Raw genomic sequence first — 24,875 nt, forward strand, 5'->3', positions numbered from 1 at the left:
CTATTTCGCACTCTTGGGAATGGCGGCAAGCTTTTGCTTGGCCTGGGTCGCCACCCCGCTTGCCGGGTATTTGCTGATCACCTGCTGATAGAGCGTTCTGGCCTGGGGCCAGCGTTTGGCCTCCGCGTGAATGGCCGCGCGCCGGTACAGGGCATCAGCCGCCTTGGGACTGTTCGGAAAACGCGTGGCGACGATTTCAAGCGTACGCAAGGAGGCATCCGTACGACCCAGGACATATTCGGCCTCGCCCTGCCAATAATAGGCATTGGCCAGTTGTGGACTGGTCGGATAGCGCTGGATGAAGGCCTTGAAGCCATCGACGGCAGCCGCGTACTTGCCCTGTTTCAGGAGGTTGAATGCGGCATCATAGGCGCTGGTCTCACTGGCATTGCCAGATGATGCTGACCCCGAAGCGGATACGACAGGGGCCGGTGCCACGGCGGGCGGGATTGTCGTGGTCGGATCGACCGCGCCACTCATCGGCGTGGCTGGTGAGGCTGCCCGATCTTCCAGCAATTGCAAGCGCCTTTCCACCGCGTCCAGACGTTTGCCGAGCAGATCCCGGGCCTCGCCTGCCTGATGTTGTTGCACTTCGATCTGGCCCTGCAGATCGCGGATCTGCTGCTGCAGGGACTGCATCTGGGATACCAGATTCTCCAGCGCCTGGCCCTTGCTGCCGCTAGCGGCCTGAACGGCAATCAGGCTCTCAAGCTGCGCCCGGATCACCTGATTCTGCTGCTCCAGCTGGTAGATACGCTCACTCTGGGACAGGGCCTGGGCGGGTACGGCCTGCGTCAGCAGGGCCCCGAGAATCAGAGACCCAAGCAGCGGACGGATTTTGCGCTGCATCATGATCATGGCCTGGCGTAGATGAAGTCGACGCGGCGATTCTCGGCCCAGGCCATTTCATCGTGGCCATTGACCAGCGGTTTTTCCGCGCCAAAACTGATCACTTCGATCCGGTCGGCGGCAACGCCATTGGCCATGAGCAGGTTGCGCACCCCAAGCGCCCGGCGCTCGCCAAGCGCAAGATTATAGGACCGGGTGCCACGCTCATCGGTATTGCCTTCGAGGCGTACCCGTAACGCCGGATTTGCCGCCATGTAGCTGGCATGGGCCCGCACGATGGCCTGATTGGACTCGTCGAGCGTATCGCTGTCCAGCGCGAAGTGCACCCGCATTTCCTGGGGCATGCCGCTCTGATCGGCCGCGCTCAGCCCGCCGGCCTGCTGGCCGGTCAGGTCCACGCTCGCCACGGAGCCGGGCTGCATACCACTGGTTTGTACCCCGGACTGGGTGGCAGCGGTATTCTGATCCGTCACCGGCGCGCCGGGCTTGGTTACATTGCCCCCCTTGGTGGCGCAACCCGCGAGCAGAGCGACCACAAATCCAAGCACAAGACCAGCATTCATTTTATTGGACAAGCGACCCATATTTAACTTCCTGTATTTGCGAATGGGAAAAACGAAATTCTAGCGGCAGCTTCGGCCGGGTTCCACCCTCAGCGCGGCGACCAGGCCGGTTCCCGGATATCCTCCCGCGGCACCTGGATGAGCTGCTTGACCTGGCCATCGACACTGGTTGCCGCCAGCACCTGCCTGCCACCACGCAGGGTAGCATAAAGAATCATGCGGCCATTGGGCGAGAAGCTCGGCGACTCATTGTTGGCGGCACGGTCCAGGGTCTGCATGCCAGTGCCATCATCATTGATGCGAGCCAGGGAATAAACCCCGCCCGCCCGGTGGACGAAGGCGATCACGCCACCACGCGGCGCGTAGCTGGCAGAACCATTGTAGCTTCCGCTGAAGGTCAGGCGCCGTTCATCACCACCGGTGGCACTGACGCGGTAGAGCTGCGGCGTGCCACTGCGATCAGAGGTAAAGACGATGTAGCGACCATCAGGCGACCAGCTCGGCTCGGTGTCGATGGCAGGATTCCGGGTGACCTGGCGCAGGCTGCGGCTGCCAAGATCCATGACATGGATTTCCGGATTGCCGGTCTTCGAGAGGCTCATGGCAAGATAGCGACCATCCGGCGAGAAGGCCGGCGCGCTGTTGATGCCGCTGAAGAAAGCCAGGCGCTCGCGCTTGCCGGTGACAAGATCCTGCAGGAAGACGGCGGAACGCCCGGACTCAAATGAGACATAGGCAAGTTTGCGGCCATCGGGCGACCAGGCCGGCGACATCAGGGGCTGACGGCTGCTGACCACCACCTGCGGGTTGGCGCCATCGGAGTCCGACACGTTCAGACGGTAGGTCTTGCCGGTCTGCGTGACATAGGCAAGCCTTGTGAAGAATGCGCCGGGCTCGCCCGTGAGCCGTTCATAGATGACGTCCGCGATCCGGTGCGCCACAGCACGCCACTCGTTTGCCGGCACGGTAAATCGCTGGGCTGCGAGCTGACGGCCATCGTTTGGTGTATAGAGATAGAACGATACCGTTATATTGCCACCCGCACGCTGCACCTGGCCAATCACCAGCCCTTCCGCGCCGACACTCTTCCAGGTGCCCAGATTGACCTCCGAAGGCTGGTCCGGCTGCGCCGGCAGGGCAGCCCTGTCCATGATGCGGAAAATGCCACTGCGCCCGAGATCAGCCCGTATGACCTCGGAAATGCTGTTGCCTGGCCCATTGTCATTGCCGAAGGGGACCACGGCGACGGATTTGCCATTCTTGACCGTCTGGGTGATGTCGATCGACAGCGCAGCCTGTGCCGCGGGCAGGTAAAGGGCAAGCGACAGGCCGCTCAGGAGCAAAGCGAAGAAGCGTTCAAGCATTGTCAAAGTCCTTGGCGCTGAAGGTGAAATCGATTTCCCGGAATTCCTGATAGAGATCCGGACGGTTGGGAATCGGCAAGGGTGAGGCGCGCATGACAGCCGCCTCGACGGCCTGATCAAAGTCACGGTTGCCGCTGGAACGCACCGTGCTAACGGTCAGCACGTTGCCCTTGGTATCCAGGCGCACCCGCACGGCCGTGCTCAAACCGGGCCGCAGCGCATCCGAACTCCAGTAACGGCGCACGCGGTCCCGGATTTCACCCTTGTATCTACTGATAAGCGCGGACGCGTCCTCGGCCGGGCGAGGTGCCGGCGCACTGGCAGCGGTTTCCCGGGCCAGTCGCTGGCGCAGTTCATCCGCGGCCATCTGCGCGCGCAGCCTTTCCGCACGCTCGCGTTCAGCCTTCTGGCGGGCCTGCTCGGCATGCGCCTTTTCAGCCAGTTCGGCCTGCAAGGCGCGTTGGCGGGCAACACTGTCGTCCGGTTTGGCAGGCTTTGCTGCTGGTTTTTCGACCGGCTTCGGCGCCGGTTTGGGCGCGGGCTTTTCCGCCGGCTTCGGTGCTGGCCTGGGCGCGGGACTGGGCGGAGTAGGCTCAGGTGTGGGTTTAGGAGCCGGCTCCGGCCTGGGCGGTTGCGGCGCTGGCTGGGGAGCCGCCGGGGTGGGTTCCGGTGGCGTCGGAACCGCTGCCGGCGGGCTCGAAGGCTCCACGGGGCTGACCAGACGCGCCTGCACGGGTGGCGCGGGTGCAGGCTCGGGTTTGGGCAGACGCACCCCGAACAGCAGCGCCAGTATGATCAGCGCATGCAGTGCGATTGCCGCAATCAGAGCCAACACCTTGACCATGCCTTGCCTCCCTATGAACTTGCGGGCTCGGGACTCTCGGTCAGCAGTCCCACGTCCTGAATACCCGCTGCCTGCAGGCGCGCCATGATCTCGATGACCCGACCATAATTGGCATCCCGGTCACCACGCACCAGGACCTGCAGATCGGGCTGATCCTGCCTGGCCGTGCTCACCGCTTGCAAAAGCCTGTCCAGGCTGACCGTTTCGTCCTGCAGATAGACCTTGCCGCCAGCGTCAACCGTCACCACCAGGGGCTTTCTGTCCGTGCTCACCGGGCTGGCAGCGCTACTGGGCAGCTTTACCTCCACGCCCTGGGTCAGCAGGGGCGCTGCCACCATGAAGATAACGAGCAGCACCAGCATCACGTCGACATAAGGCACGACGTTGATTTCCGACATCAGGCGCCGACGCTTCATAGCTGGCGTTCCTGGATATGGCGGTTGAGGATGTTCGAGAACTCCTCCAGGAAGGCCTCGTAGCGGGCGTTCAGGCGGTCCAGATCATGCGTGAAATAGTTGTAGGCGACGGCAGCCGGAATGGCGGCGAAGAGTCCTGCGGCGGTAGCGATCAGGGCCTCGGCGATGGCCGGCGCCACGGTGGCGAGCGTGGCCTGCTGGGCCGCGCCGATGTTGGTGAAGGCATGCATGATGCCCCACACCGTGCCAAACAGGCCAATGAAGGGGCTGATCGAACCGACCGTGGCCAGAAAGGCGAGATGACTCTCCAGCCCTTCGACCTCGCGCATCAGTGCCACGCGCATGGCCCGGCGCGAGGCATCGAGCGCGTCCTGGGCCTTGGTTCCGACCTGCTGGCGCAGGCGCATGAATTCCTTGTACCCCGCCCGGAAGATTGCCCCGCTGCCCTGTTCCAGTTCCGGGTCGGCGGAACTGTCCTGGTAGAGCTGGCGCAGATCACTCTCGCGCCAGAAACGGTCCTCGAAACGGTGCAAGGCCCGCTGGGCAAAGCGCATCCGCGCCCACTTCCAGAAGATCATGGTCCAGGATGCCAGGGAGGCCAGCAGAAGCAGGGCCAGGACCCCCTTCACCGTCCAGCTGGCCTGAGTGATCAGATGCAGGATGGATAATTGCCCGGGCGCGGCAGCGGTGAGCGCGGCAAGATCATTCATACGGACTTTCTTTCCTTTGATGAGGACAGATAAATATGTGCCGCCTCGACCAGCACCCGTGGCAGGGCGGTTGGGCGAAAGCGCCCCGACTCCAGGCAGACCACCTCGATATCCCCCTTGCAGAGCAGGCGGTCATCGACAAATATGCCCTGCTCAAACTGGAGCCGGGCGCCAGTCACGGCCTGCAATCTGCTTTCAATGCGCAGGTGGTCATTGAAACGAGCCGGCGCGCGAAAGTCCAGCGAGGCGCGCCTTACCGCGAAGATGATACCCGGATCGCGCTCCAGGGCATCCAGCTCAAACCCCATGCAGCGCAGCATCTCGGTGCGCGCCCGCTCCATGAAACGCAGATAATTGGCATGATAGACCACGCCACCGTGATCGGTGTCCTCGTAATAGACCCGGATGTGGTGCTGCGTGCAGTCAGGCATCAAAGAGATCAGTGGCGGCGGTGGCGGACTGCTGCGGCTGGGGCAGTCCAAACAACGTATAGGTCTGGCGCGTGGCGCAACGGCCGCGCGGCGTGCGCATGATATATCCCTGCTGGATCAGATAGGGCTCGATCACGTCCTCGATGGTGCCGCGCTCCTCGCCCAATGCGGCCGCGAGGCTGTCCACCCCCACCGGGCCGCCATCGAACTTCTCGACCAGGGCCTGCAGCATGCGCCGGTCCTGATGATCGAAACCGCGTTCGTCCACCTCCAGCATGGCCAGGGCATCCTGGGCCACCGGCTGGGTAATGACGCCATTGGCGCGCACCTGGGCAAAATCGCGCACCCGTCGTAACAGGCGATTGGCGATACGCGGCGTGCCGCGCGCGCGCCGGGCCACCTCGGTCGCGCCCTCGGGCTCGATGGCGAGATTGAGTATGCGTGCCGAACGGCTGACGATATGGGTGAGATCGGCGACATTATAGAATTCCAGCCGTGCCGTGATACCAAAGCGGTCGCGCAGCGGCGAGGTCAGCAGGCCCGCGCGGGTGGTCGCACCCACCAGGGTGAAGGGCGGCAGGTCCAGCTTGATGGAACGGGCCGCCGGCCCCTCCCCGATCATGATATCCAGCTGATAGTCCTCCATCGCCGGATAGAGCACCTCTTCCACCACCGGACTCAGGCGGTGAATCTCGTCGATGAAGAGCACGTCGTGGGGTTGGAGATTGGTCAGCAGGGCCGCGAGATCCCCGGCGCGCTCCAGCACCGGGCCGGAGGTCACCTTGATGCCCACGCCCATCTCGTTGGCAATGATCTGCGCCAGCGTGGTCTTGCCCAAGCCGGGCGGGCCAAAGAGCAGCACGTGATCCAGCGCCTCGGCGCGCCCCCGGGCGGCATCGATGAAGACCTGCATGGTCTCGCGGGCCTTGGGTTGGCCCTCATAGTCAGCCAGACGCTTGGGCCGCAGGGCACGGTCGATGACATCCAGGGTTTCCTGGTTGCCGGCGCGGGCATCCACCAGTCGATCGGTTTCAATCATGATCACAACACCTCTCAGGAGTGATGCGGGATCACCCCTTTACCAGTCCTTGTAGGGCCTGCCGGATGTATTGCTCGGTACTGAGATCATCCGGCAGCTTCTGTAATACGGCGCTTGCCTCGGCAGGCTTGTAACCCAGGGCCAGCAGGGCGGAGATGGCTTCATCGCGATGGCTGGCGGCCTGTCCGGGCAGAGAAATGGAAAGATCACCGGGCAGGACCACGCCGAGCTTGTCGCGCAGTTCCAGCACCATGCGCTGAGCAGTCTTGCGCCCGATGCCGGGGATGGTCGCCAGCCGCACGGCATCCTCGGCCTGAATGGCATGCGTCAGTTGCGCCACGGTAAAGGCCGAGAGGCAGGCGAGCGCCACCTTGCCCCCCACCCCGCTGACCTTCAGCAGGGTCCGAAAGAGATTGCGTTCGGCATCCGAGCCAAACCCATATAGCAGATGCGCGTCCTCGCGCACCACCAGATGCGTAAAGACGCGATATTGCTCGCCAATGGCGGGCATCTCGTAAAAGGCCGACAGGGGCAATTCCAGCTCATAGGCCACCCCCTGGACATCGAGTTCCAGCCAGGGGGGTCGTTGGCTGAGGACGGTACCGCGTAGCTGCGAGATCATCGGCCGGTCATCCGCTGCAGGGTGTAGCCGGTATGGGCATGGCACAGTGCGCAGGCCAGGGCATCGGCGGCATCGGCCTGAGGCCGGCCCGGCAGATTCAAAAGCACCTGTACCATATGTTGTACCTGCTCTTTCTGGGCATGTCCCCGCCCCACGGTCGCCTGCTTGATCTGCAAGGCGGAGTACTCGTGCACGGCAAGCGACTGGTTGAGCACCGCCACTATGGCCGCACCGCGAGCCTGCCCGAGCTTCAGCGCAGAATCCGGGTTGCGTGCCAGAAACACCCGCTCGATGGCCGCTTCGTCTGGCTTGAACTGCTCCAGAATGCTCGTCATTTCCACGAAGAGGGTGCGCAGGCGCTCGGTAAAACTGGCCGTTCTGCCAAGCCGGATGCAGCCGCTGGTCACATAGCGGGGCTGCGCGCCCAGCAGATCGATGACGCCAAAACCGGTGAACACCGAGCCCGGATCGATGCCGAGAATCCGCAGCCGTCCGGAAACGGGCGTCAGCGGCGCGACTGCCGCGGAACCTGTCGGCAGGACAAAGTTGCTGGCGCGCCGACCTCTCACGCTGACCTGCCTAACCCGCTGCCTGCAATCGTTCCATTTCCTCGTCGGAAATTTCTTCGTTGGAATAGACGTTCTGCACGTCGTCATTGTCTTCCAGCGCGTCGAGCAGTTTCAGGAGCTTTTCGGCATCCTCGCCACTCACCGCTGCCGTGGTTTCCGGGATGCGAGTGATTTCGGCCTGCTCGGGCTTCATGCCAGCCGCTTCCAGGGCATCCTTGACGGCCTGGAACTCGGCCGGATCGGTATACACCACGAAGCGCTCATCCTCGGTCTGCACGTCTTCGGCTCCGGCTTCGAGTGCGGCCTCCAGGAGTTTGTCCTCATCCACAGCGGTGCTGTCGAAGGCGAGCAGCCCGCGCTTTTTGAAGAGATAGCCTACCGAGCCTTCCTGGCCCATGTTGCCGCCACGCTTGGAGAAGATATGGCGGATCTCGGCCACGGTTCGCACCTTGTTGTCGGTCAGGGTCTCGACGAAGATCGCCACGCCACCCGGACCATAGCCCTCGTAGCTGACCTCCTCGTAATTCACGCCTTCGAGTTCACCGGTGCCGCGCTTGATGGCGCGCTCGACATTGTCCTTGGCCATGTTGTTGTCAAAGGCCTTGTCGATGGCTGTGCGAAGGCGCGCATTGCTGGCCGGATCACCGCCGCCGATGCGGGCGGCCACGGTGATTTCCTTGATCAGCTTGGTGAAGATCTTGCCGCGCTTGGCGTCAACCGCGGCTTTCTTGAACTTGATGTTCGCCCATTTACTGTGTCCCGCCATGGGAAGGCTCCTGCTATTCTTGAACGGAACCGGCAGTCGGGACTGCCGGTTCTCTGGAAAGATAATCGCTAATCATAACATCCAGGCCGCCGGGCGTCAGCCAGGGACTCGATGCTGGCAATGATCCGCTGCAGGATTTCGTCCCGGGGCAGATCCGCATCCAGCTCCAGCGGCTCGCCATAGCGCAGATATGGTTTCTGGCGGCTCAGAAAGGTGCGGATGTCCGAGCTGCGTTGGGCGGCATTCGTCACCCGCGCCGGCACCACGGGCGCACCGGTCTGCTGCACCAGCCAGGCCACGCCCTCCTGCATGGCTTGTGGCCCACGGCCAATGCCACCTTCGGGAAAGATGCCCAACACCCGACCTTCTTTCAGCACCTGCCGCGCCCTGACGATGACCTTGCGATCACTGCCATCACGCCTTGCCGGAATGCAGCCCACGGCGTCCAGAAAGGGGCGCAGCACCGGCTGCTCATAATACTCGCGGGCAATGATGAATGAGATGATGCGAAAGTTGCTGGCAATCAGCAGCAGGGGATCGAGCACCGAGACATGATTGCAGACCAGAATCGCCGGCCCTTGGGCGGGTACGGTCGAGCAGTCCCAATGTGCCCGCTGCCAGTGCTGGCCATAGCCGCGAATGATGCCGTGCAGGACATGCGCCCAGCCTGGCCACTGTTCGGCATGGTCAGGCAGGCGCTGCATGCAATAGCCCGGAAGGCCTCAGGAAAGGTCCAGCATGCGCTGGAGTGCCACGCGCGCCAGCTCGGCCTCATCAGCGGGCACCTTGATCTGGTTGACCACCTTACCTTCGACCAGGTTTTCCAGGGCCCAGGCCAGATGCTCGGGGTCGATGCGGAACATGGTCGAACACATGCACACCATGGGCGACATGAATTCCACCTGCTTGCCCTCGGGCTTCACTTCTTCGGCCAGCCGGCTGACCAGGTTCAGCTCCGTGCCCACCAGCCATTTGGTGCCGGGCTCGGCACCCTTGATGGTGCGGATGATGAAGTCGGTGGAGCCGACGAAATCGGATTTCAAACAAACCTCGAAGCTCGATTCCGGATGCGAGATCACGAAGCCGTCCGGATTCGCCGCGCGCCAGCGGTCGATATGTCCCGGCTGGAACATCTGATGCACCGAGCAGAAGCCTTTCCAGAGCAGCACCCGCGCCTTGCGGATCTCTTCCGGGCTGAGGCCGCCCATGGGCTGATCCGGATCCCAGATCGCCATGTCTTCCAGCGGCACGCCAAGCTGATACCCGGTCCAGCGACCCAGATGCTGGTCCGGAAAGAACAGCACCTTCTCGCGCCGGTCAAAGGCCCACTTGAGGATCTTGGTGGCGTTGCTGGAGGTGCAGACGATGCCGCCATGTTCGCCGCAGAAGGCCTTGAGATCCGCCGCGGAATTGATGTAGGTCACCGGAGTGACGGACTCGTCGGGATCGAGCACCTGACCGAGTTCGCGCCAGGCCTGCTCCACTTTGGCGATGTCGGCCATGTCAGCCATGGAACAACCCGCGGCGAGATCCGGGAGGATGCTGACCTGCTCGGGACGGCTCATGATGTCGGCCACCTCGGCCATGAAGTGCACGCCACAGAAGACGATGAATTCGGCATCCTGCTGGGCCGCCTCGCGCGAGAGCATCAGCGAGTCACCGTGCACGTCGGCGTGGCGATACACCTCCTCGCGCTGATAGTGATGACCGAGGATGATGGCCCGCTTGCCGAGCTTCTCCTTGGCGGCACGAATGCGGGCGTCGAGATCTTCCGGCCTGGCCGGGCGAAGCTTGTCCAGTGAAACTGCGCTTGTCGCCATGCAGCAATCTCCTCAGAGGATTCGGTGTTTATCCAGATTTAGACCACTTATATGGCTTCCCGGTTCGCTGGGAGCTGGTTTTTGCAACAGTTGCAGATGGTCAATCAGGGCGCCTGGACACTGCCTTCTGGCGTGGCCGCGGCCGGGTTCTGGCGCAGGCGAATGCCCAGTTCGCGCAACTGCTTGTCGGCCACCATGGATGGCGCTTCGGTCATCGGATCACCCGCCTTCTGGGTCTTGGGGAAGGCGATCACATCGCGGATGCTGTCGGCACCGGCCAGCAGCATCACCAGACGGTCCAGGCCGAAGGCCAGCCCACCATGTGGCGGCGCGCCGAACTTGAGCGCGTCGAGCAGGAAGCCGAATTTCTCTTCCGCCTCAGCCGCATCGATGCCAAGGGCCGCAAACACCCGCTTCTGCACATCGGTGCGATGGATGCGGATCGAGCCGCCGCCGATCTCGCTGCCATTGAGCACCATGTCATAGGCGCGCGAGAGCACCAGGCCTGGCAGCGTGTCAAGCAGGTCCAGATGCTCGGGCTTGGGCGAGGTGAAGGGATGATGCAGGGCCACCCAGCGATTGGCCTCTTCATCGAACTCGAACATCGGGAAATCGGTGACCCAGACCGGCTGCCACTCGGACAGCACGAGACCGCGATCCTGACCGAGCTTCACGCGCAGGTAACCCAGAGATTCGTTGACGATGCGGGTCTTGTCGGCGCCAAAAAAGAGAATGTCGCCGTTCTGCGCGCCGCTGCGGCGCAGGATCTCGTCGATCACGCCATCCGGCAGGAACTTGAGAATGGGGGATTGCAGACCCTCGCGACCCTGCTCCATGGCATTGACCTTGACCCAGGCCAGGCCCTTGGCGCCATAGATGGCGACGAACTGGGTATATTCGTCGATCTGGCCACGCGAAAGCTCGGCGCCACCGGGCACCCGCAGGCAGGCCACGCGACCACCATTCTGCGCCGGGCCGCTGAAGACCTTGAAATCGACCTCGCGCATGAGATCAGTCAGCTCTGTGAATTCCAGCGGGATGCGCAGGTCGGGCCGGTCCAGACCGAAGCGCCCGACCGACTCAGCGTAGGTCATGCGCGGGAAGGGATTGGGCAGCTCGACATCGATCGTGGCCTTGAACACGCCCCGGATCATGTCCTCGGTGATCTGCATGATGCCTTCCTCATCGAGGAAGGAGGTCTCCAGATCGATCTGGGTGAACTCGGGCTGGCGATCGGCGCGCAGGTCCTCGTCACGGAAGCATTTGGTGATCTGGTAGTAGCGGTCGAAGCCCGCCACCATCAGCAACTGCTTGAAAAGCTGCGGGCTCTGCGGCAGCGCAAAGAACTGGCCCGGATAGGTGCGCGAGGGCACCAGGTAGTCGCGCGCGCCCTCGGGCGTGCTGCGGGTCAGCACCGGGGTCTCGACATCGATGAAACCCTGTTCATCGAGATAATTGCGCACGAAGCGCGTGACCTTGTGACGCAGCAGCAGGTTCTGCTGCATGGGCGCGCGGCGCAGGTCGAGATAGCGGTACTTCAGGCGCAGGTTTTCCTGGATCTCCTCCCCTTCCAGCGGGAAAGGCGGAGTTTCGGCCACGCTCAGGATTTCGAGATCCCTTACCGCAAGTTCGACGGCGCCGGTGGGAAGATTGGGATTCTCGGTGCCGGCTGGCCGGCGGCGCACCCGGCCGCTGATCCTGAGGACGTACTCGCCACGCACCTGCTCGGCAACGGCAAAGGCCGCCTGCGCATCGGGATCGATCACCACCTGCATCAGGCCGGTCCGGTCGCGCAGGTCGATGAAGATCACGCCACCGTGATCACGCCGCCGATGGGCCCAGCCACAGAGCGTGACATTCTGCTCCAGATGGCTTTCGTTGATCTGTCCACAATAATGACTGCGCATAAGCTCCCTTGCATCCGACGCTGGCGATGAAAGAGAGGAAATATAGGAGTTTATAGGGAGGGACGCAAGACAGCCCCCATGCGGCAGGATGGCCACCGCATGGGAAATGGATCAGGCTGCCTCGCCGCCGGCGCAGGCGCCAGCCCCACAGGCACCCATGCCACAGGCGGGCGCGGCGCTTTCCGCGGGTTTGCTGCCGCCCTTGAAGTCGGTCTGATACCAGCCGCTGCCTTTCAGGGCAAAGCCGGCGGCACCAATCACGCGCTCGAGGTTCGGTTTGGCGCACTCGGGGCAGTCCACCAGCCGGGCATCGCTCATTTTCTGCTTGGCGGAAAACTGATGACCGCAGGCGGCACAGGCATAATCATAAGTAGGCATTTCAGTCCTCCAATCATTAGTCACCGCTGATATAAATAAGGGGTTTGCGGCGGAATTTCAAGGTGCGGGACGATCGGGTGACAGTTCCTCGCATGCCCCTGCAGCAAAGCATCATGCGCCAGTTTCCTTGGCGGTATCCTCCTCATCGACAGTCGACGCCATGGCCGGTGCCGGTACATTCTTGAGCCGCTCGATGCAGAGAGCCTTGAGCATGTATTTCTCATAGACCGGCTCGGAGGAACCGGTCTTCATCTTGCGCATGAAATATTTTTCGAAGGCAACCTTGGCCAGATGCACCCACTTGCCCTTCTTTGCCCAGGTGACATTACGCGGCGGGATCTGTGGAATGGCCACGAATGCCGCGCCGGTATCCCCGAGATCGGCGAGGCAGATGGTGCTCCAGGTACCGATTGCGTGGGCCTTGCGCCCGGCCAGCTCATCGTGGATGTTATGGGCAATGGCGGTGACCATGGATTCGATCATGTAACCCGTCTTGGGGGTGCCGAGCGGCACGGGCGTCTGTTCCACGGGTGGGATGGCGATGCAGACGCCGGCCGAGAAGATGTTGGGGTAGGCCTGGCTGCGCTGGTGTTCGTCGACGAGGACAAAGCCGCCCGGGTTGCACAGGCCCTCGACCTGGGCCACCACGTCCACGCCCCGGAATGGTGGCAACATCATGGAAAACTTGAAGTCCAGCACATGTTCGCGGACCGTTTCGCCATGGTCATTGCATTCCTCCACGAACATCCTGCCCGCTTCCACCTTGTTGACACGCGCATTCGTGATCCACTTGATGTGCCGATTGCGCAGTTCGGATTCCAGCAGGCCCTTGGAATCGCCCACGCCGCCCAGCCCCATGTGGCCGATATAGGGCTCCGAGGTGACGAAGGTCATCGGCACCCGATCACGCAGCTTGCGCCGGCGCAGATCGGTTTCCAGGGCCATGGCATATTCGTAGCCGGGCCCGAAGCAACTCGCGCCCTGGAAGGCGCCAACCACCACGGGGCCGGGATCCTGCAGGAATCGCCCATAGTCGGCATAGGCCTTCTCGGAATGTTCCACGGTGCAAACCGAATGGGTATGACCACCATGCGGACCGGCGCCCTCAATGAGGTCGAAGGCCAGTTTCGGCCCGGTGGTTATGACGAGATAGTCATAGGCCAGCGATTCGCCATTGGCGAGTTCGATGCGACTGGCCGCGGCATCGATCCGGGTCGCGGCACTGGCAATGAATCCAATGCCCTTGCGCTCCAGGTATGGACGGATTGGAAAAGTGGTCTCCTGGCGCTCGCGCCAGCCCAGCGCCACCCAGGGATTGCTGGGTACGAACTGAAAGGTTTCCGAGGCATTGATGACAGTGACCTGATGCTGCTTGTCGAGCAGTGCCCGAAGCTCATAGGCAGCCGGCATGCCACCCGTGCCGGCGCCCAGAATTATGATATGTGCCATGCGTCTCTCTCGCTAATTGGATTTCAAAATGACTGGATCTTTGAGCATATGCACCAAAGACTCTCAGCTCTCTGTATCCCTGGCCACCGGCAACGCTTTCGCGGACCAGGCCTCGAAACCGCCGGCGAGTGACGCGACCTGGCCACAACCCATGTCCTGCAAGGTGCGCGTCGCCAGGGCCGAGCGCCCACCGCTGCGACAATACACCAGAATGGGATACTCGCGCCGCGTCAGCGCGGGATGATCGATCACACTGAATTCAAGCACGCCACGGGGAATATTCACGGCGCGCGGCAAGGAACCGGCGGCGTATTCCGATGGCTCCCGCACATCCAGCACGACCGCATCCTCGGCTATCATGCGCAGAGCCGTTTCCGTATCGACTTCACGGATTTGTGTTTTTGCTTCACCTACCATTTGTTCGACATTGAGAATCATGGTCTTTCCTTTGAATAAAAGTCCGTAAAACGATCAGGCGACTTCCGCCTGATTGCGCATGTGATCTCCCAGGCGGGCAAAGGCAACCGACAATTCCTGGCGCAAGCGCTCATCCGTCACGTTTTCAAGCAGGGACTGGTCCATGCACATGAGCCATTGGTCGCGTTCCTGCACACCAATGGCAAAGGGGAAATGGCGCTGTCTCAGGCGGGGATGCCCGTACTTTTCCACGTAAAGGTCGGGACCACCGAGCCAACCCGACAAGAACAGGATGAGCTTGCGACGCGAACCCTTGAGGCTTTTGGCATGTATGGCGCGCACTTCCCGGGCCTCGGGCAGGCTGTCCATCAGGTCATAGAAACGATTCACCAGCTTCTCGACACCGGCCTCGCCGCCAATTTTTTCATAGGGTGTTGCTGGATTTTCGGATGTTGCTGGATTTTCCTGCGACATGTGATTACTCCTTGTCGATCATGGCTCCCGGCATGGCGGGAGCCGTATTTTCAGTTCCCGTCCGACACTTTATCGCGACGGGCGCATTCACGTGCTTCGAACCACATGGCATTGAGGATGGCGAGCAACACGGCCATGGTCAGCCCCAGGCCCCAGGCGAAATACCACATATCGATCTCCTTTCAGTAAGCGGAATGTTCGTTGGCGCGGATATGTTCGGCCGTCACCTTGCCGCTCATGACCCGATAGGCCCAACTCGTGTACAGCATGATCAGAGGCAGGAAGATCAGGGTGGCCCAGAACATGATTTCCAGCGTCATCTGGCTCGACACGCTGTCCCAGACCGTCAGGCTGCTTCGCGGATCGGTGCTGGAAGGCATAATGAAGGGGAACATCGCCACGCCAGCGGTACCGATCACGCCCATCATGGCGGTTGCGCTGGACCAGAAGGCCAGCTTCGCATGCCCCATGCGGGCAAACGCCATGCCCAGCAGCGCCCCCACGAAGCCCAGCAAGGGCACCAGCCAGAGCAGCGGCATGGCCTCGAAGTTCTTCAGCCAGGCCCCCGCCTGCATCACCACGGTCTTGTCCATCGGGTCAGGCAGCGCGCCGGCAACGACCTGACTGGTGATGACGAAACCATTGATGCCGTTCATCACCCAGATGCCCGCCAGGGCGAAGAACAGGATGCTGGCCGAACCAAAGATCAGGCTGGCCTTGCGGGCCCGCTCATGGACCGCACCGCCCGTGCGTATCATCAGGAAGTGCGCGCCATGAAAGGTGATCATGGACGAGGCCAGGAGGCCAACCAGCAGGGCGAAGGGATTGAGCAGCGCGAAGAAAGTGCCGGTGTAATACGAACGCAGATTGTCATCGAAGTGGAAGGGCACGCCTTGCAGAAGATTGCCGAAGGCCACTCCGAAGATCAGCGGCGGCACGAAACCGCCGACGAACAGCCCCCAGTCCCAGACACTGCGCCAGGTCGGGTTCTCGAGCTTGCTGCGGTAATCAAAGCCCACCGGGCGGAGGAACAGCGCCCAGAGCACCGCCAGCAGGGCCCAGTAGAAGCCGGAGAAGGCCGTGGCGTAGACCAGCGGCCAGGCAGCGAATATTGCCCCGCCGGCGGTGATGAACCAGACCTGATTGCCATCCCAGTGCGGTCCAACGGTATTGAGAATGGTGCGGCGCTCCACATCATCCTTGCCAACGAAGGGCAGCAGCGTGCCGATGCCCATGTCGTGGCCGTCCATGATGGCGAAGCCGAGCAGCAGTACGCCGACAAACAGCCACCAGATCAGTTTCAGGGATTCATAATCCAGCATGTTCAAGCCTCCAGGTTCTTGGCTACGGCCGCGCCTGATACGATCACGGCGCCTCCGGTGGGATGGATGTCGACCACCTGTGTCTTCTCGCCGTGATAACGCCCGGTATGCAAGCTGGACGGTCCCTGACGCGCGTACTTCAGCATGAGGTACATTTCGACGATCAACAGCCCGGTGTAGAAGAGGACGAATCCCGCCAGGGAGCCCATCAGATCAGCGGCCGACAGGGTCGAAACGGACAGGTGCGTGGGCAGCACGCCATTGATGGTCCAGGGTTGCCTGCCCATTTCGGCAACGATCCAGCCCGTTTCGGCCGCGACAAAGGGCATGGGTATCCAGAGCAGTGACCAGCGCAGCAGCCAGCGCTTTTCGGCAAAGCTGTCCTTGGCCGAATACCAGAGCGCCAGGCCAAAGAGCAGCAGGAAGGAGAATCCAAGTCCCACCATGATGCGAAACGACCAGAACAGCGGGGTTACCCTGGGCGTGGTATCCGCCGCGGCGCTTTGAATCATGGCCGGGGTGGCCTTGGACACATCGCTGGTGTATTTCTTGAGCAACAGGGCATAGCCCAGGTCCTGCTTGTGCGCATCGAAGACCGCTCGGGCCTGCTGATCCTGCTTGTCGGCACGCAGGCGTTCCAGGGCGGTGACAGCGGGTATGCCGTTACGGATGCGCTCGGCGGCCAGCTGTTCCAGTTCCACGAGTCCCGGCAGTTCCTCGGTGGTGGAGCGCGTGGCGATCAGGCCGAGCACATAGGGAATCTGAATGGCCCAGTCATTCTCCTTTTTCTCTTCATTGGGCCAGGCGATCAGATTGAAGCTCGCCGGCGCCGGCTCGGTATGCCACATGGCCTCGATGGCTGCGATCTTGGCCATCTGATGCTCGCCCGCGGTGTACCCTGACTCATCACCCAGCACGATCACCGAGAGCGCCGAAGCAAAGCCGAAGGCCGCGGCGATGCGGAAGGATCGCTTGGCAAACTCGACATCGCGGCCCCTGAGCAGGTAGAAGGCGCTGATGCCAAGCACGAACAGGGAACCGGTCACGTAGCCGGCGCTTACCGTATGCACGAATTTGGCCTGCGCCACGGGATTGAAGATCACCGCCGCGAAGTCGCTCATTTCCATGCGCATGGTGACCGGGCTGAAGACCGAGCCGACCGGATTCTGCATCCAGCCGTTGGCGATCAGGATCCACAGCGCCGACAGATTCGAGCCCACGGCCATGGCGATGGTCACCAGCAGATGCTTGACCTTGCTCAGTCGGTCCCAGCCGAAGAAGAACAGACCGATGAAGGTGGACTCCAGGAAGAAGGCCATGAGGCCTTCGATGGCCAGCGGCGCGCCGAAGATGTCACCCACGTAATGCGAGTAATACGCCCAGTTGGTACCGAACTGGAATTCCATGGTGATGCCGGTGGTCACGCCCAAGGCAAAGTTGATGCCGAAGAGCTTGCCCCAGAACCTGACCATGTCCTTGTAGATTTCCTTGCCGGTCATGACATAGACCGATTCCATGATGACCAGCAGAAAGGTCATGCCCAGTGTCAGGGGCACGAATAGAAAGTGATACAAGGCCGTTACGGCAAATTGCAGACGGGAAAGATCAACCACGCTGTCCATATCGTCCCTCTATTGAGTTCAGGGTTTGGTTATATTCGAGCCAGGGCCGAGCAGCACCGCCTGTACGCGGTCTCCACTCAGTTCATCGTCGATCGGATGGCTGAAGAAAACAGCCTTGATGGCAAATATGATGGCAAGCTTGATGAGCAGGACGAGCAGGATCTCGCGTGCCAGCGCGCCTTGTCTTTGGCGAAGAAAGTCGAGATTCATGATTCCCTCACATGTTGGCCATATGCGGAAGTCGGCAAGCCGAGGCTTCCTGGGAAGCGCTGTCCGGCCTCAGTTCCGCGCAGCAGGGTTCCTTGTACGCCGCCAATTCCGGATACTGGCAAGAGGTCCTGGATTCACGTTCCCTGGCGACACAGGAAACCCAGCAGTCGTTGAGCAAAACGCCGGGATAGATCAGGGTCTCGCCTGGCAGGCCGGATAAACTGTCCGGCAAGTCGCCGGTTTTGGCCATCTCCATGAACAATCTGTCGTTCCAGCGGTAGGCCACGGCATCGGGAGATTGCGGCAGGGGCAACAGCTCGATGCGCTCCTCTCCCAGATACAGCACGTCACCGGGCTGCATTTTCAGATCGATGTCCTCGCTACGATTGAGGTCCACGCCGACCACACGCGCCTCGTGCTTCAGTTTGAGCCGTGGAATGGCTCCGAGCACCGCCGCCTGCGGGCGAGTGAGCAGGATATAGGAGAGACTCAGGTCGAGGTGACTCAGGAAAGCAAGATAAGCATCGCAGTGATCCTGGTCGGGGTCGATCAACAAGGTTTCGCGCGTTACCGGGTCACAGATCAGATAACTGAAACTGGCACGCGGCGGATTGAGCATCTGTTTGAAAATCATGGCGTCCTCGGGCAACTGCTTGACAGGTATATCTAGCAAGCTGCGTGCCAGCCCGGATGCACACGAGGTTTTTCTTTATAAACAGATACTTGCAAACGTTGGTCCGGACCCACTGCGCTCCAGCATCACCACGGCCTTTGGTCTTATGACACAATGTATGTCATAATTGGCAAAGAGGCAGCCTTATCTGCCATTTCTGGAAAAGGCGCATGTCAACTCCCATTGCTTCCCGACAGCTTCCCGAGATCACCGGACTTCTTGACATCCTCAAGCAGCCAGCCGTCATCCTGGATGCGAGTTTCAGGATTCAGGCCGCCAACAAGGCCTATCGGCGCGAATTCGGCGAAAACCAGCCGGTACACCATCGGCATTGCTATGAGGTTTCCCATCACTACGCCGCCCCCTGCTCTGAAGCCGGCGAGGATTGTCCGCTCAAAAGCAGCCAGACATCAGGCCAGCCACAGCGCGTGCTTCACCTGCACCACTCTCCTCGTGGACAGGAACACGTGGACGTGGAGATCTTTCCGATACGCAATGCCAAGGGGGAGATCATCTATTTCGTGGAGGTGATGCAGTCGAATCATCACGCCAGTGCCAAACCCAGCGAGCGAGGTCTGGTGGGGCGCTCGCCGGCCTTCAACCGGATGCTGCATTTGATCGAGCGCGTCGCGCCATCCCATGCAAACGTGCTCTTGCAGGGCGAGTCGGGTACCGGCAAGGAACTGGTGGCCCTGGCCCTGCACGAGGCCAGTACCCGGGCCAAGGGGCCCTTCGTGCCGGTGGACTGTTCAGGCCTGACGGAAACACTGTTCGAGAGCGAGCTGTTCGGCCACGAAAAGGGTGCTTTCACCGGCGCGCATGAACGCACCCGGGGGCTGGTCGAGGCCGCCCGTGGCGGCACCCTGTTTCTGGACGAGGCCGGAGACATCCCGCTCGGGCTCCAGGTCAAGCTGCTTCGCCTGCTGGAAACCGGGACTTACCGCCGTGTCGGTGGCGTCGAGGCCATCAAGGCCGATTTCCGCCTGGTCGCCGCCACCCATCGGGACCTGAAGTCCATGATGGACTCCGGACAATTTCGCCAGGATCTCTATTACCGCCTCAGTACCTTCCCGATCCGCCTGCCCGCTCTGCGCGAACGACGGGAAGACTTGCCGCTGCTCATCAACTCCCTGTTGGCGCGGGTTGCGGGCGAGCGGCAGCTCGCCATGCACCCGTCCGCGCTTGACTGCCTGGCGGACTATGATTTTCCGGGCAATATCCGCGAATTGCGCAATATTCTCGAACGCGCAAGTCTCCTGTGTGATGGCGATGTCATCCTGCCCGAGCACCTGCCGGAAGAATGCGCCGAGACGCCTCCGCGACCGGTCACCAGCACGCCTTTCGGTCCCGACCTGATTCCGCTGGACGAAGTCGAGCGCCGTTATCTGCGCTGGGCATTGATCCACGCAAACAACAACAAGCGTGAGCTGGCCTATAGGTTGGGTGTGAGCGAACGTACCCTGTATCGCAAGCTGGAGGCCTTGCAAGATAGCCCTGTTCGGAAAGAGATATGACACAGATGATACTGCTCAGTGGCGGCGTGGAAAGCGCCACGTTGCTGTGGATGGAAGCGGCCAAGGCCCGGCCGCAGCCAGTCTTCGCCGACTATGGCCAGCGGGCGGCGCGGCGCGAAAGACAGGCCGCCGAGGCGCAGTGCGCGGCACTGGGTCTGTCGCTCAAGGTGCTGGATCTTGCCAGCCTCGGGGCGAGTTTTCGGGCAGGCCAGAGCAAGCAGATGCATGTGCCCCTGCCCCACCGCAATCTGGTCATCCTGGGCATCGCGCTGAGCTATGCCACCCAGATCGGGGCCGACAGCCTGCTCCTGGCCCTGAATCGCGAGGATACCCAGGCCTATCCCAGTGCCACACCGGCATTCATCGAGCGCTTTCAGGCCATGGCGAACACCCTTGGTGGGATATGTATCCGCACACCCCTGGTTAATATTACCAAGGCCGAGATCATTCGCCAGGGGCAGGCGCTCGGGATGGATTATTCCAGCACCTATAGCTGTCTATTGGGATACGACAGGCATTGTGGCCGCTGCCCGCAGTGCCTCAAGCGCCAGGCTGCCTTTGCTGAAGCGGGCGTGCCCGAAAGACCCGGCTTCTACCAGCGATCCCCCTGATGACTTCACCCTCACAAGGAGAAAGGCATGTCGATAGACTGGACGGAAGCAGGCCTCGTTTCGTTGATCATTTTCGTCGCGACACTGATCCATGGCATCGCAGGTTTCGGTTTTGCCCAGGTCGGCATGGGCTTTCTACCACTTGTCTTGCCACCGGCGGCGGCCTCGATCGTATTCACGCCATTGGCGGTGATCAGCAATGCCCGGGTGCTGTGGAGCGTGCGCGGAAGCTTCACCCTGCGGGACTGGCTGGTGCCAGTGATCGGCCTTGCGTTCGGCATGCCCCTGGGCATGTATTTTTTCAGTCAGATGGACAAACGCATCCTGCAGATCGCGATCGCGTTGACCTTGCTGGTCTCGGTGGCCTTGATCGCCTTTGCCCGTATTTCCCCCAAGGGCAAGCAGTGGATCAAGGGCCTCAACTTTAGGCCAAGCACCGGTTCAGGCATCACGGCGGGATTTCTGGCGGGCATTCTGGGCGGCGCGGTTGCCATCCCCGGCCCCCCCATGATCCTTTACGGCGCCTTCCTGATGGCCACCGGGGCGTGGAAGTCGGAACATATGAAGGCGGTCTTCACCGCCTTTTTCGGCACCCTGATGCTGTATCGCTTCGGCGCGCTGCTTTTTACAGGAAGGGTGGAAAGCAGCCTGATGCTGCTGGCTGCCATCTCCTTGCCCGCGCTTTTTCTGGGCGCCTGGGCAGGCATCAAGATCTATAACAAGATTCCCCAGAAGACCTTTCAATGGCTGGTACTGGCCATGCTCACCATCAATGCGATCGTGCTTCTTTTCAAGGCGGGATCGGAATTTTGAGGAGAGATGACAATGTCACAGCAGCTTTGCATCCTGCAGATCAACGATACCCATGCCTACCTGGAGCCGCATCAGGAACTGTTCTGGGAGGGGGATCAGGCGGTTTATCGGGAGGCAGGCGGCTATGCCCGCATCGCCACCCTGTTTTCACAGGCGCGCGCCGAGCATCCGGATGCTGTGATTGCACTGGATAACGGCGACACCATCCACGGCACCTACGCCGGCGTGCATTCCCGGGGCGAGGCCTTCATCGAGCCCCTGAATGCGCTGGGGCTGGATGGCATGACGGCACATTGGGAGTTCGCCTATGGCCCGGCCCAGTTCGGCAAGATCGTGCAGGCGCTGCATTATCCCATGCTCGCCATCAACTGCTATGACAAGGACAGTGATGAGCTGGTCTTCCCGCCCTACCGCATCCTGGAGCGCGCCGGGATCAGGATCGGGGTGATCGGGATTGCGGCGACCATCATCGACAAGACCATGCCGCCGCATTTCAGTACCGGCCTGCGCTTCACTCTGGGGCGCGACGAACTGCCCGGCCATATCCGCCACCTGCGCGAAACGGAAAAGGTGGATCTGATCGTGGTCCTGTCGCACCTGGGTTTTCCGCAGGAAGTGAAACTGGCCGAGCAGGTGGACGGCATCGACGTGCTGCTCAGTGGTCACACTCACAACCGGGTCTATGATGCCAAGGTGATCAATGGCGCGATCATCATGCAGTCGGGCTGTCACGGCTCCTTTGTTGGGCGTCTGGACCTGGAGATCGAGGCAGGAAGGATCCGCGAGTGGCGCCATCGCTTGCTGGTGGTGGATCAGTCCATCCCAGCGGATCCGGCGATGCAGCAAATGATCGATGACATCATGGCGCCGCACCGGGCGATGCTTGAGCGGGTGGTCGGTCATACTGCGACGGCGCTGAACCGCAATACGGTCCTGGAAGCTACCATGGACAATCTGCTGCTCCAGGCCATAGCCGAAGCAGCCGGCACCAAAATCGCCTTTTCCAACGGCTGGCGCTATGGCGCGCCGGTGATACCCGGCCCGATGACCATGAATGATCTGTGGAACATCGTGCCCACCAACCCGCCGATATCCGTGGTTGAACTTAGCGGTCGGGAACTCTGGGACATGATGGAAGAGAACCTGGAGCGAACCTTCGCCTGCGACCCTTATCAGCAGATGGGGGGTTATGTGAAGCGTTGCCTGGGCGTGAACATCTACATCAAGGTGGAAAACAAACCGGGGCTGCGCATCCAGCGTTTCTTTGTCGATGGCGAGCTGCTTGACCCTGAACGCTCCTACACCTGCGCCTTCATCACCGAACAGGGCGTGCCGGCGAAATACGGCAGCAATCGCCGGCATCTGGAAATACATGCCATCGAGGCGCTCGAAAGATACCTTGCCCGTCATGACCCGGCGAACGCCAACCTGCACGGCAGCGTGGTGGCGGTATAGAACAGATCAGTCTAGATCAGTTGCGAGAGATCCGTTACCTCCGGCGAGCAGGTCACACCCTGACAGATCCAGGCGCCGACCGGATGCCCCTGGGGCTTGTTCAGTGCATCGGGTAGGTCGCTCAAGCCGTTTGGCAGCGCCAGGATCATGTCGTCGGGCTTGCGCTGGGCCTCCAGCGCCCGCCGCCACTCGGGCAGACGCTCTGCTTCGCCGCGCAAAATCACGATGCGTGGCGGGCTGAGATACTCCTCGAGCACCAGCAACATGCTCGCGCCGCTGCCGGGAAAGCGCTCAAGCATGCCATAGAAGCTGCGCAGGGTTCGTTCGGCGGCATGCAGATAACGCATGTCGCCCAGCAAATGCCCCAGCCGTTGCAGGGCAAAGGCCGCCACGCTATTGCCGGCCGGGGTGGCGGCATCGAAGGCATTTTTCGGGCGCTGGATGAGCTGCTCATGACTATGCCCGGTAAAGAAGAAGCCCCCTTCCTCCTTGTCCTCGAATTCTTCGAGCAGCACATCGGCCAGGTTCCGGGCAAAGGCAAGGTCCTCGGAGCGGAATTCTGCCTGCATCAGCTCCAGCAGACCATTCAGGAGAAAGGCATAGTCATCGAGATAGGCGTTGAGCCTAGCCTGCCCTGCGGTATAGGTGGCCAGCAGCCGCCCATCCCGCCAGAGCTCGCGGCGGATGAAATCCACGGCCTGCTGGGCGGCGCGGGTCCAGTCGGGCCGGTCAAGAGCGGAGGCGGCGCGGGCCAGCCCCTGAATCATCAGCCCGTTCCAGCTGGTGAGCACCTTGTTGTCGAGCCCGGGACGCGCGCGTTTTTCACGGGCGACAAAGAGCTTTTCGCGGGCGCTACGGATCAGCGCCTGTGCGGCCTCGGTGTCCAGCCCCTGACTGCTGGCCACCTCCCCCAAGGGACGATCCAGAAAGAGATGCCAGAAGTGGCCCTCGAAATTGGCCGGACCTTCAAGACCAAAGCGCGGCGCGAAGACGGCGTACTCCTCGGGTGTCAGAAGCCCCTGCACTTGCTTCGGGGTCCAGACGTAAAAGGCCCCTTCCCCGCCTTCGGTATCAGCATCCAGGGCTGAGTAAAAACCGCCCTGGGGATCACGCATCTCGCGCAGGGCCCAGGCCACCGTGTCCTCGATCACCGCATGAAAATCGCTGTCCCGGCAGATACCCGCAGCCTCGGCGTAGGCGGCAAGCAGCAGGCCATTGTCATAGAGCATCTTCTCAAAGTGCGGGATCAGCCATTGCTCATCAACGCTGTAGCGATAAAATCCGCCGCCGAGCTGATCATACAGCCCACCCTCGGCCATCTTGCGCAGAGTGAAACAGGCCATGTGGCGCGAATCGGTGTCGCCATGGATGGCGTAGTCCCGCAGGAGATAGAAAAGATCGCCTGGATGCGGAAACTTTGGGGCCTCGCCAAAGCCGCCAAAGCGGGGGTCGAAACTCTCCTTGAGTCGCGCCCGGGCCGCTTCCAGGGGCGCCCGGCTGATCTCGCCGGAGCCTGGGCCCGCGCCGCCACTGCCCTGTAGCGCTTCGAGCAGAGAGGCATTCTGTTCGGCAACGTCCTCGCGCCGATTCCGATACAGGTCCTCGACGCGTCTTAAGAGATCCGCGAAACCCGGCAGCCCGTAGCGAGGGGATTTCGGGAAATAAGTGCCCGCGAAATAGGGAACCTGATCGGGCGTGAGCACCATGGTCAGCGGCCAGCCGCCATTGCGCTGGGTCAGCATGCTGTGGGCGAGCTGATAGATATGATCCAGATCCGGCCGCTCCTCGCGATCCACCTTGATGTTGATGAAGAGCTGGTTCATGACCGAAGCCACGTCCGGGTCCTCGAAGGACTCATGAGCCATGACATGGCACCAGTGGCAGGCGGAGTAGCCGATCGACAGCAGGATGGGCTTGTCTTCCTGGCGGGCGCGGTTCAAGGCCTCCTCTCCCCAGGGATACCAGTCCACCGGGTTGTCGGCGTGCTGCCGCAGATAGGGGCTCGTCTCTTTTGCGAGGTGATTAGGCATGGCAGTC

General features: G+C 61.6%; 28 protein-coding genes. 4 read left to right on the top strand and 24 right to left on the bottom strand.

Features of this window, described 5'->3' with window-relative positions; genetic code table 11:
• The 23 genes from ybgF to WOB96_RS01885 form a co-directional block, all read right to left on the bottom strand.
• On the bottom strand, nucleotides 1–852 hold the full coding sequence (ybgF, locus tag WOB96_RS01775; protein WP_341369545.1) for a tol-pal system protein YbgF: 852 nt from the start codon (nucleotides 850–852) through the stop codon (nucleotides 1–3).
• Between the two features lie 2 nt (nucleotides 853–854).
• Nucleotides 855–1,412 carry a peptidoglycan-associated lipoprotein Pal gene (gene pal / locus WOB96_RS01780; protein ID WP_341369546.1) on the bottom strand — a complete coding sequence of 186 codons (558 nt, stop codon included), beginning with the start codon at nucleotides 1,410–1,412 and terminating at the stop codon, nucleotides 855–857.
• A gap of 89 nt (nucleotides 1,413–1,501) precedes the next feature.
• Entirely contained in the window at nucleotides 1,502–2,776 is a 1,275-nt protein-coding gene (gene tolB, locus WOB96_RS01785) for a Tol-Pal system beta propeller repeat protein TolB (protein WP_341369547.1), read from the bottom strand.
• Nucleotides 2,769–3,620, bottom strand: a complete 852-nt coding sequence (gene tolA / locus WOB96_RS01790; RefSeq protein ID WP_341369548.1) for a cell envelope integrity protein TolA — start codon at nucleotides 3,618–3,620, stop codon at nucleotides 2,769–2,771. Before tolA ends, tolB begins: the two co-directional genes overlap by 8 nt.
• Before the next feature lie 11 nt (nucleotides 3,621–3,631).
• The gene (tolR, locus tag WOB96_RS01795) at nucleotides 3,632–4,036 is read right to left on the bottom strand and encodes a protein TolR (RefSeq protein WP_341369549.1); all 405 of its coding nucleotides are present in this window, start codon (nucleotides 4,034–4,036) and stop codon (nucleotides 3,632–3,634) included.
• Complete coding sequence (tolQ, locus tag WOB96_RS01800; protein ID WP_341369550.1) at nucleotides 4,033–4,746, bottom strand: protein TolQ; 714 nt, start codon at nucleotides 4,744–4,746, stop codon at nucleotides 4,033–4,035. Before tolQ ends, tolR begins: the two co-directional genes overlap by 4 nt.
• The gene (gene ybgC / locus WOB96_RS01805; RefSeq protein ID WP_341369551.1) at nucleotides 4,743–5,177 is read right to left on the bottom strand and encodes a tol-pal system-associated acyl-CoA thioesterase; all 435 of its coding nucleotides are present in this window, start codon (nucleotides 5,175–5,177) and stop codon (nucleotides 4,743–4,745) included. The genes tolQ and ybgC overlap by 4 nt, the downstream gene beginning before the upstream one ends.
• Nucleotides 5,170–6,216, bottom strand: a complete 1,047-nt coding sequence (ruvB, locus tag WOB96_RS01810; RefSeq protein WP_341369552.1) for a Holliday junction branch migration DNA helicase RuvB — start codon at nucleotides 6,214–6,216, stop codon at nucleotides 5,170–5,172. The genes ybgC and ruvB overlap by 8 nt, the downstream gene beginning before the upstream one ends.
• A gap of 31 nt (nucleotides 6,217–6,247) precedes the next feature.
• On the bottom strand, nucleotides 6,248–6,838 hold the full coding sequence (gene ruvA / locus WOB96_RS01815; RefSeq protein ID WP_341369553.1) for a Holliday junction branch migration protein RuvA: 591 nt from the start codon (nucleotides 6,836–6,838) through the stop codon (nucleotides 6,248–6,250).
• Entirely contained in the window at nucleotides 6,835–7,407 is a 573-nt protein-coding gene (gene ruvC, locus WOB96_RS01820) for a crossover junction endodeoxyribonuclease RuvC (protein ID WP_341369554.1), read from the bottom strand. The genes ruvA and ruvC overlap by 4 nt, the downstream gene beginning before the upstream one ends.
• A gap of 10 nt (nucleotides 7,408–7,417) precedes the next feature.
• On the bottom strand, nucleotides 7,418–8,173 hold the full coding sequence (locus WOB96_RS01825) for a YebC/PmpR family DNA-binding transcriptional regulator (RefSeq protein ID WP_341369555.1): 756 nt from the start codon (nucleotides 8,171–8,173) through the stop codon (nucleotides 7,418–7,420).
• Nucleotides 8,174–8,241: 68 nt separating this feature from the next.
• Nucleotides 8,242–8,877, bottom strand: coding sequence for a lysophospholipid acyltransferase family protein (locus tag WOB96_RS01830; protein ID WP_341369556.1), 636 nt, complete (start codon nucleotides 8,875–8,877; stop codon nucleotides 8,242–8,244).
• Between the two features lie 18 nt (nucleotides 8,878–8,895).
• Complete coding sequence (gene nadA, locus WOB96_RS01835; RefSeq protein WP_341369557.1) at nucleotides 8,896–9,993, bottom strand: quinolinate synthase NadA; 1,098 nt, start codon at nucleotides 9,991–9,993, stop codon at nucleotides 8,896–8,898.
• 104 nt (nucleotides 9,994–10,097) lie between these two features.
• Complete coding sequence (gene aspS, locus WOB96_RS01840) at nucleotides 10,098–11,900, bottom strand: aspartate--tRNA ligase (RefSeq protein WP_341369558.1); 1,803 nt, start codon at nucleotides 11,898–11,900, stop codon at nucleotides 10,098–10,100.
• A gap of 111 nt (nucleotides 11,901–12,011) precedes the next feature.
• Nucleotides 12,012–12,278 (bottom strand): FmdB family zinc ribbon protein, encoded by a 267-nt coding sequence (locus tag WOB96_RS01845; RefSeq protein WP_341369559.1) that lies wholly within the window; start codon nucleotides 12,276–12,278, stop codon nucleotides 12,012–12,014.
• Nucleotides 12,279–12,389: 111 nt separating this feature from the next.
• The gene (locus WOB96_RS01850) at nucleotides 12,390–13,727 is read right to left on the bottom strand and encodes an NAD(P)/FAD-dependent oxidoreductase (protein ID WP_341369560.1); all 1,338 of its coding nucleotides are present in this window, start codon (nucleotides 13,725–13,727) and stop codon (nucleotides 12,390–12,392) included.
• Between the two features lie 63 nt (nucleotides 13,728–13,790).
• Entirely contained in the window at nucleotides 13,791–14,165 is a 375-nt protein-coding gene (locus tag WOB96_RS01855) for a rhodanese-like domain-containing protein (RefSeq protein WP_341369561.1), read from the bottom strand.
• 33 nt (nucleotides 14,166–14,198) lie between these two features.
• Entirely contained in the window at nucleotides 14,199–14,618 is a 420-nt protein-coding gene (locus tag WOB96_RS01860; RefSeq protein ID WP_341369562.1) for a group II truncated hemoglobin, read from the bottom strand.
• Between the two features lie 50 nt (nucleotides 14,619–14,668).
• Nucleotides 14,669–14,788 (bottom strand): cytochrome bd-I oxidase subunit CydX, encoded by a 120-nt coding sequence (gene cydX, locus WOB96_RS01865; protein WP_341369563.1) that lies wholly within the window; start codon nucleotides 14,786–14,788, stop codon nucleotides 14,669–14,671.
• A gap of 12 nt (nucleotides 14,789–14,800) precedes the next feature.
• On the bottom strand, nucleotides 14,801–15,940 hold the full coding sequence (gene cydB / locus WOB96_RS01870) for a cytochrome d ubiquinol oxidase subunit II (protein ID WP_341369564.1): 1,140 nt from the start codon (nucleotides 15,938–15,940) through the stop codon (nucleotides 14,801–14,803).
• 2 nt (nucleotides 15,941–15,942) lie between these two features.
• On the bottom strand, nucleotides 15,943–17,562 hold the full coding sequence (locus tag WOB96_RS01875) for a cytochrome ubiquinol oxidase subunit I (RefSeq protein ID WP_341369565.1): 1,620 nt from the start codon (nucleotides 17,560–17,562) through the stop codon (nucleotides 15,943–15,945).
• 18 nt (nucleotides 17,563–17,580) lie between these two features.
• On the bottom strand, nucleotides 17,581–17,772 hold the full coding sequence (gene cydP, locus WOB96_RS01880; protein WP_341369566.1) for a cytochrome oxidase putative small subunit CydP: 192 nt from the start codon (nucleotides 17,770–17,772) through the stop codon (nucleotides 17,581–17,583).
• 7 nt (nucleotides 17,773–17,779) lie between these two features.
• The gene (locus tag WOB96_RS01885) at nucleotides 17,780–18,445 is read right to left on the bottom strand and encodes an MBL fold metallo-hydrolase (RefSeq protein WP_341369567.1); all 666 of its coding nucleotides are present in this window, start codon (nucleotides 18,443–18,445) and stop codon (nucleotides 17,780–17,782) included.
• 170 nt (nucleotides 18,446–18,615) lie between these two features.
• Here WOB96_RS01885 and WOB96_RS01890 point away from each other — a divergent pair, with 170 nt between their 5' ends.
• The 4 genes from WOB96_RS01890 to WOB96_RS01905 are packed head-to-tail and all read left to right on the top strand — an operon-like array spanning nucleotide 18,616 to nucleotide 22,838.
• Nucleotides 18,616–19,959, top strand: coding sequence for a sigma-54 interaction domain-containing protein (locus WOB96_RS01890; RefSeq protein ID WP_341369568.1), 1,344 nt, complete (start codon nucleotides 18,616–18,618; stop codon nucleotides 19,957–19,959).
• Complete coding sequence (locus WOB96_RS01895; RefSeq protein WP_341369569.1) at nucleotides 19,956–20,570, top strand: 7-cyano-7-deazaguanine synthase; 615 nt, start codon at nucleotides 19,956–19,958, stop codon at nucleotides 20,568–20,570. The genes WOB96_RS01890 and WOB96_RS01895 overlap by 4 nt, the downstream gene beginning before the upstream one ends.
• Nucleotides 20,571–20,597: 27 nt before the next feature.
• A complete protein-coding gene (locus WOB96_RS01900) occupies nucleotides 20,598–21,383 on the top strand; it encodes a sulfite exporter TauE/SafE family protein (RefSeq protein ID WP_341369570.1) in 786 nt (261 codons plus the stop codon).
• Nucleotides 21,384–21,395: 12 nt separating this feature from the next.
• Nucleotides 21,396–22,838: a bifunctional metallophosphatase/5'-nucleotidase gene (locus WOB96_RS01905; RefSeq protein ID WP_341369571.1), complete on the top strand. Its 1,443-nt coding sequence runs from the start codon at nucleotides 21,396–21,398 to the stop codon at nucleotides 22,836–22,838.
• 11 nt (nucleotides 22,839–22,849) lie between these two features.
• On the opposite strand, the gene WOB96_RS01910 is transcribed toward WOB96_RS01905, so the two are convergent.
• Nucleotides 22,850–24,868 (bottom strand): thioredoxin domain-containing protein, encoded by a 2,019-nt coding sequence (locus WOB96_RS01910; RefSeq protein ID WP_341369572.1) that lies wholly within the window; start codon nucleotides 24,866–24,868, stop codon nucleotides 22,850–22,852.
• Nucleotides 24,869–24,875: the final 7 nt, after the last annotated feature.

The sequence above is a fragment of the Thermithiobacillus plumbiphilus genome, from assembly GCF_038070005.1.
Classification (GTDB): domain Bacteria; phylum Pseudomonadota; class Gammaproteobacteria; order Acidithiobacillales; family Thermithiobacillaceae; genus JBBPCO01.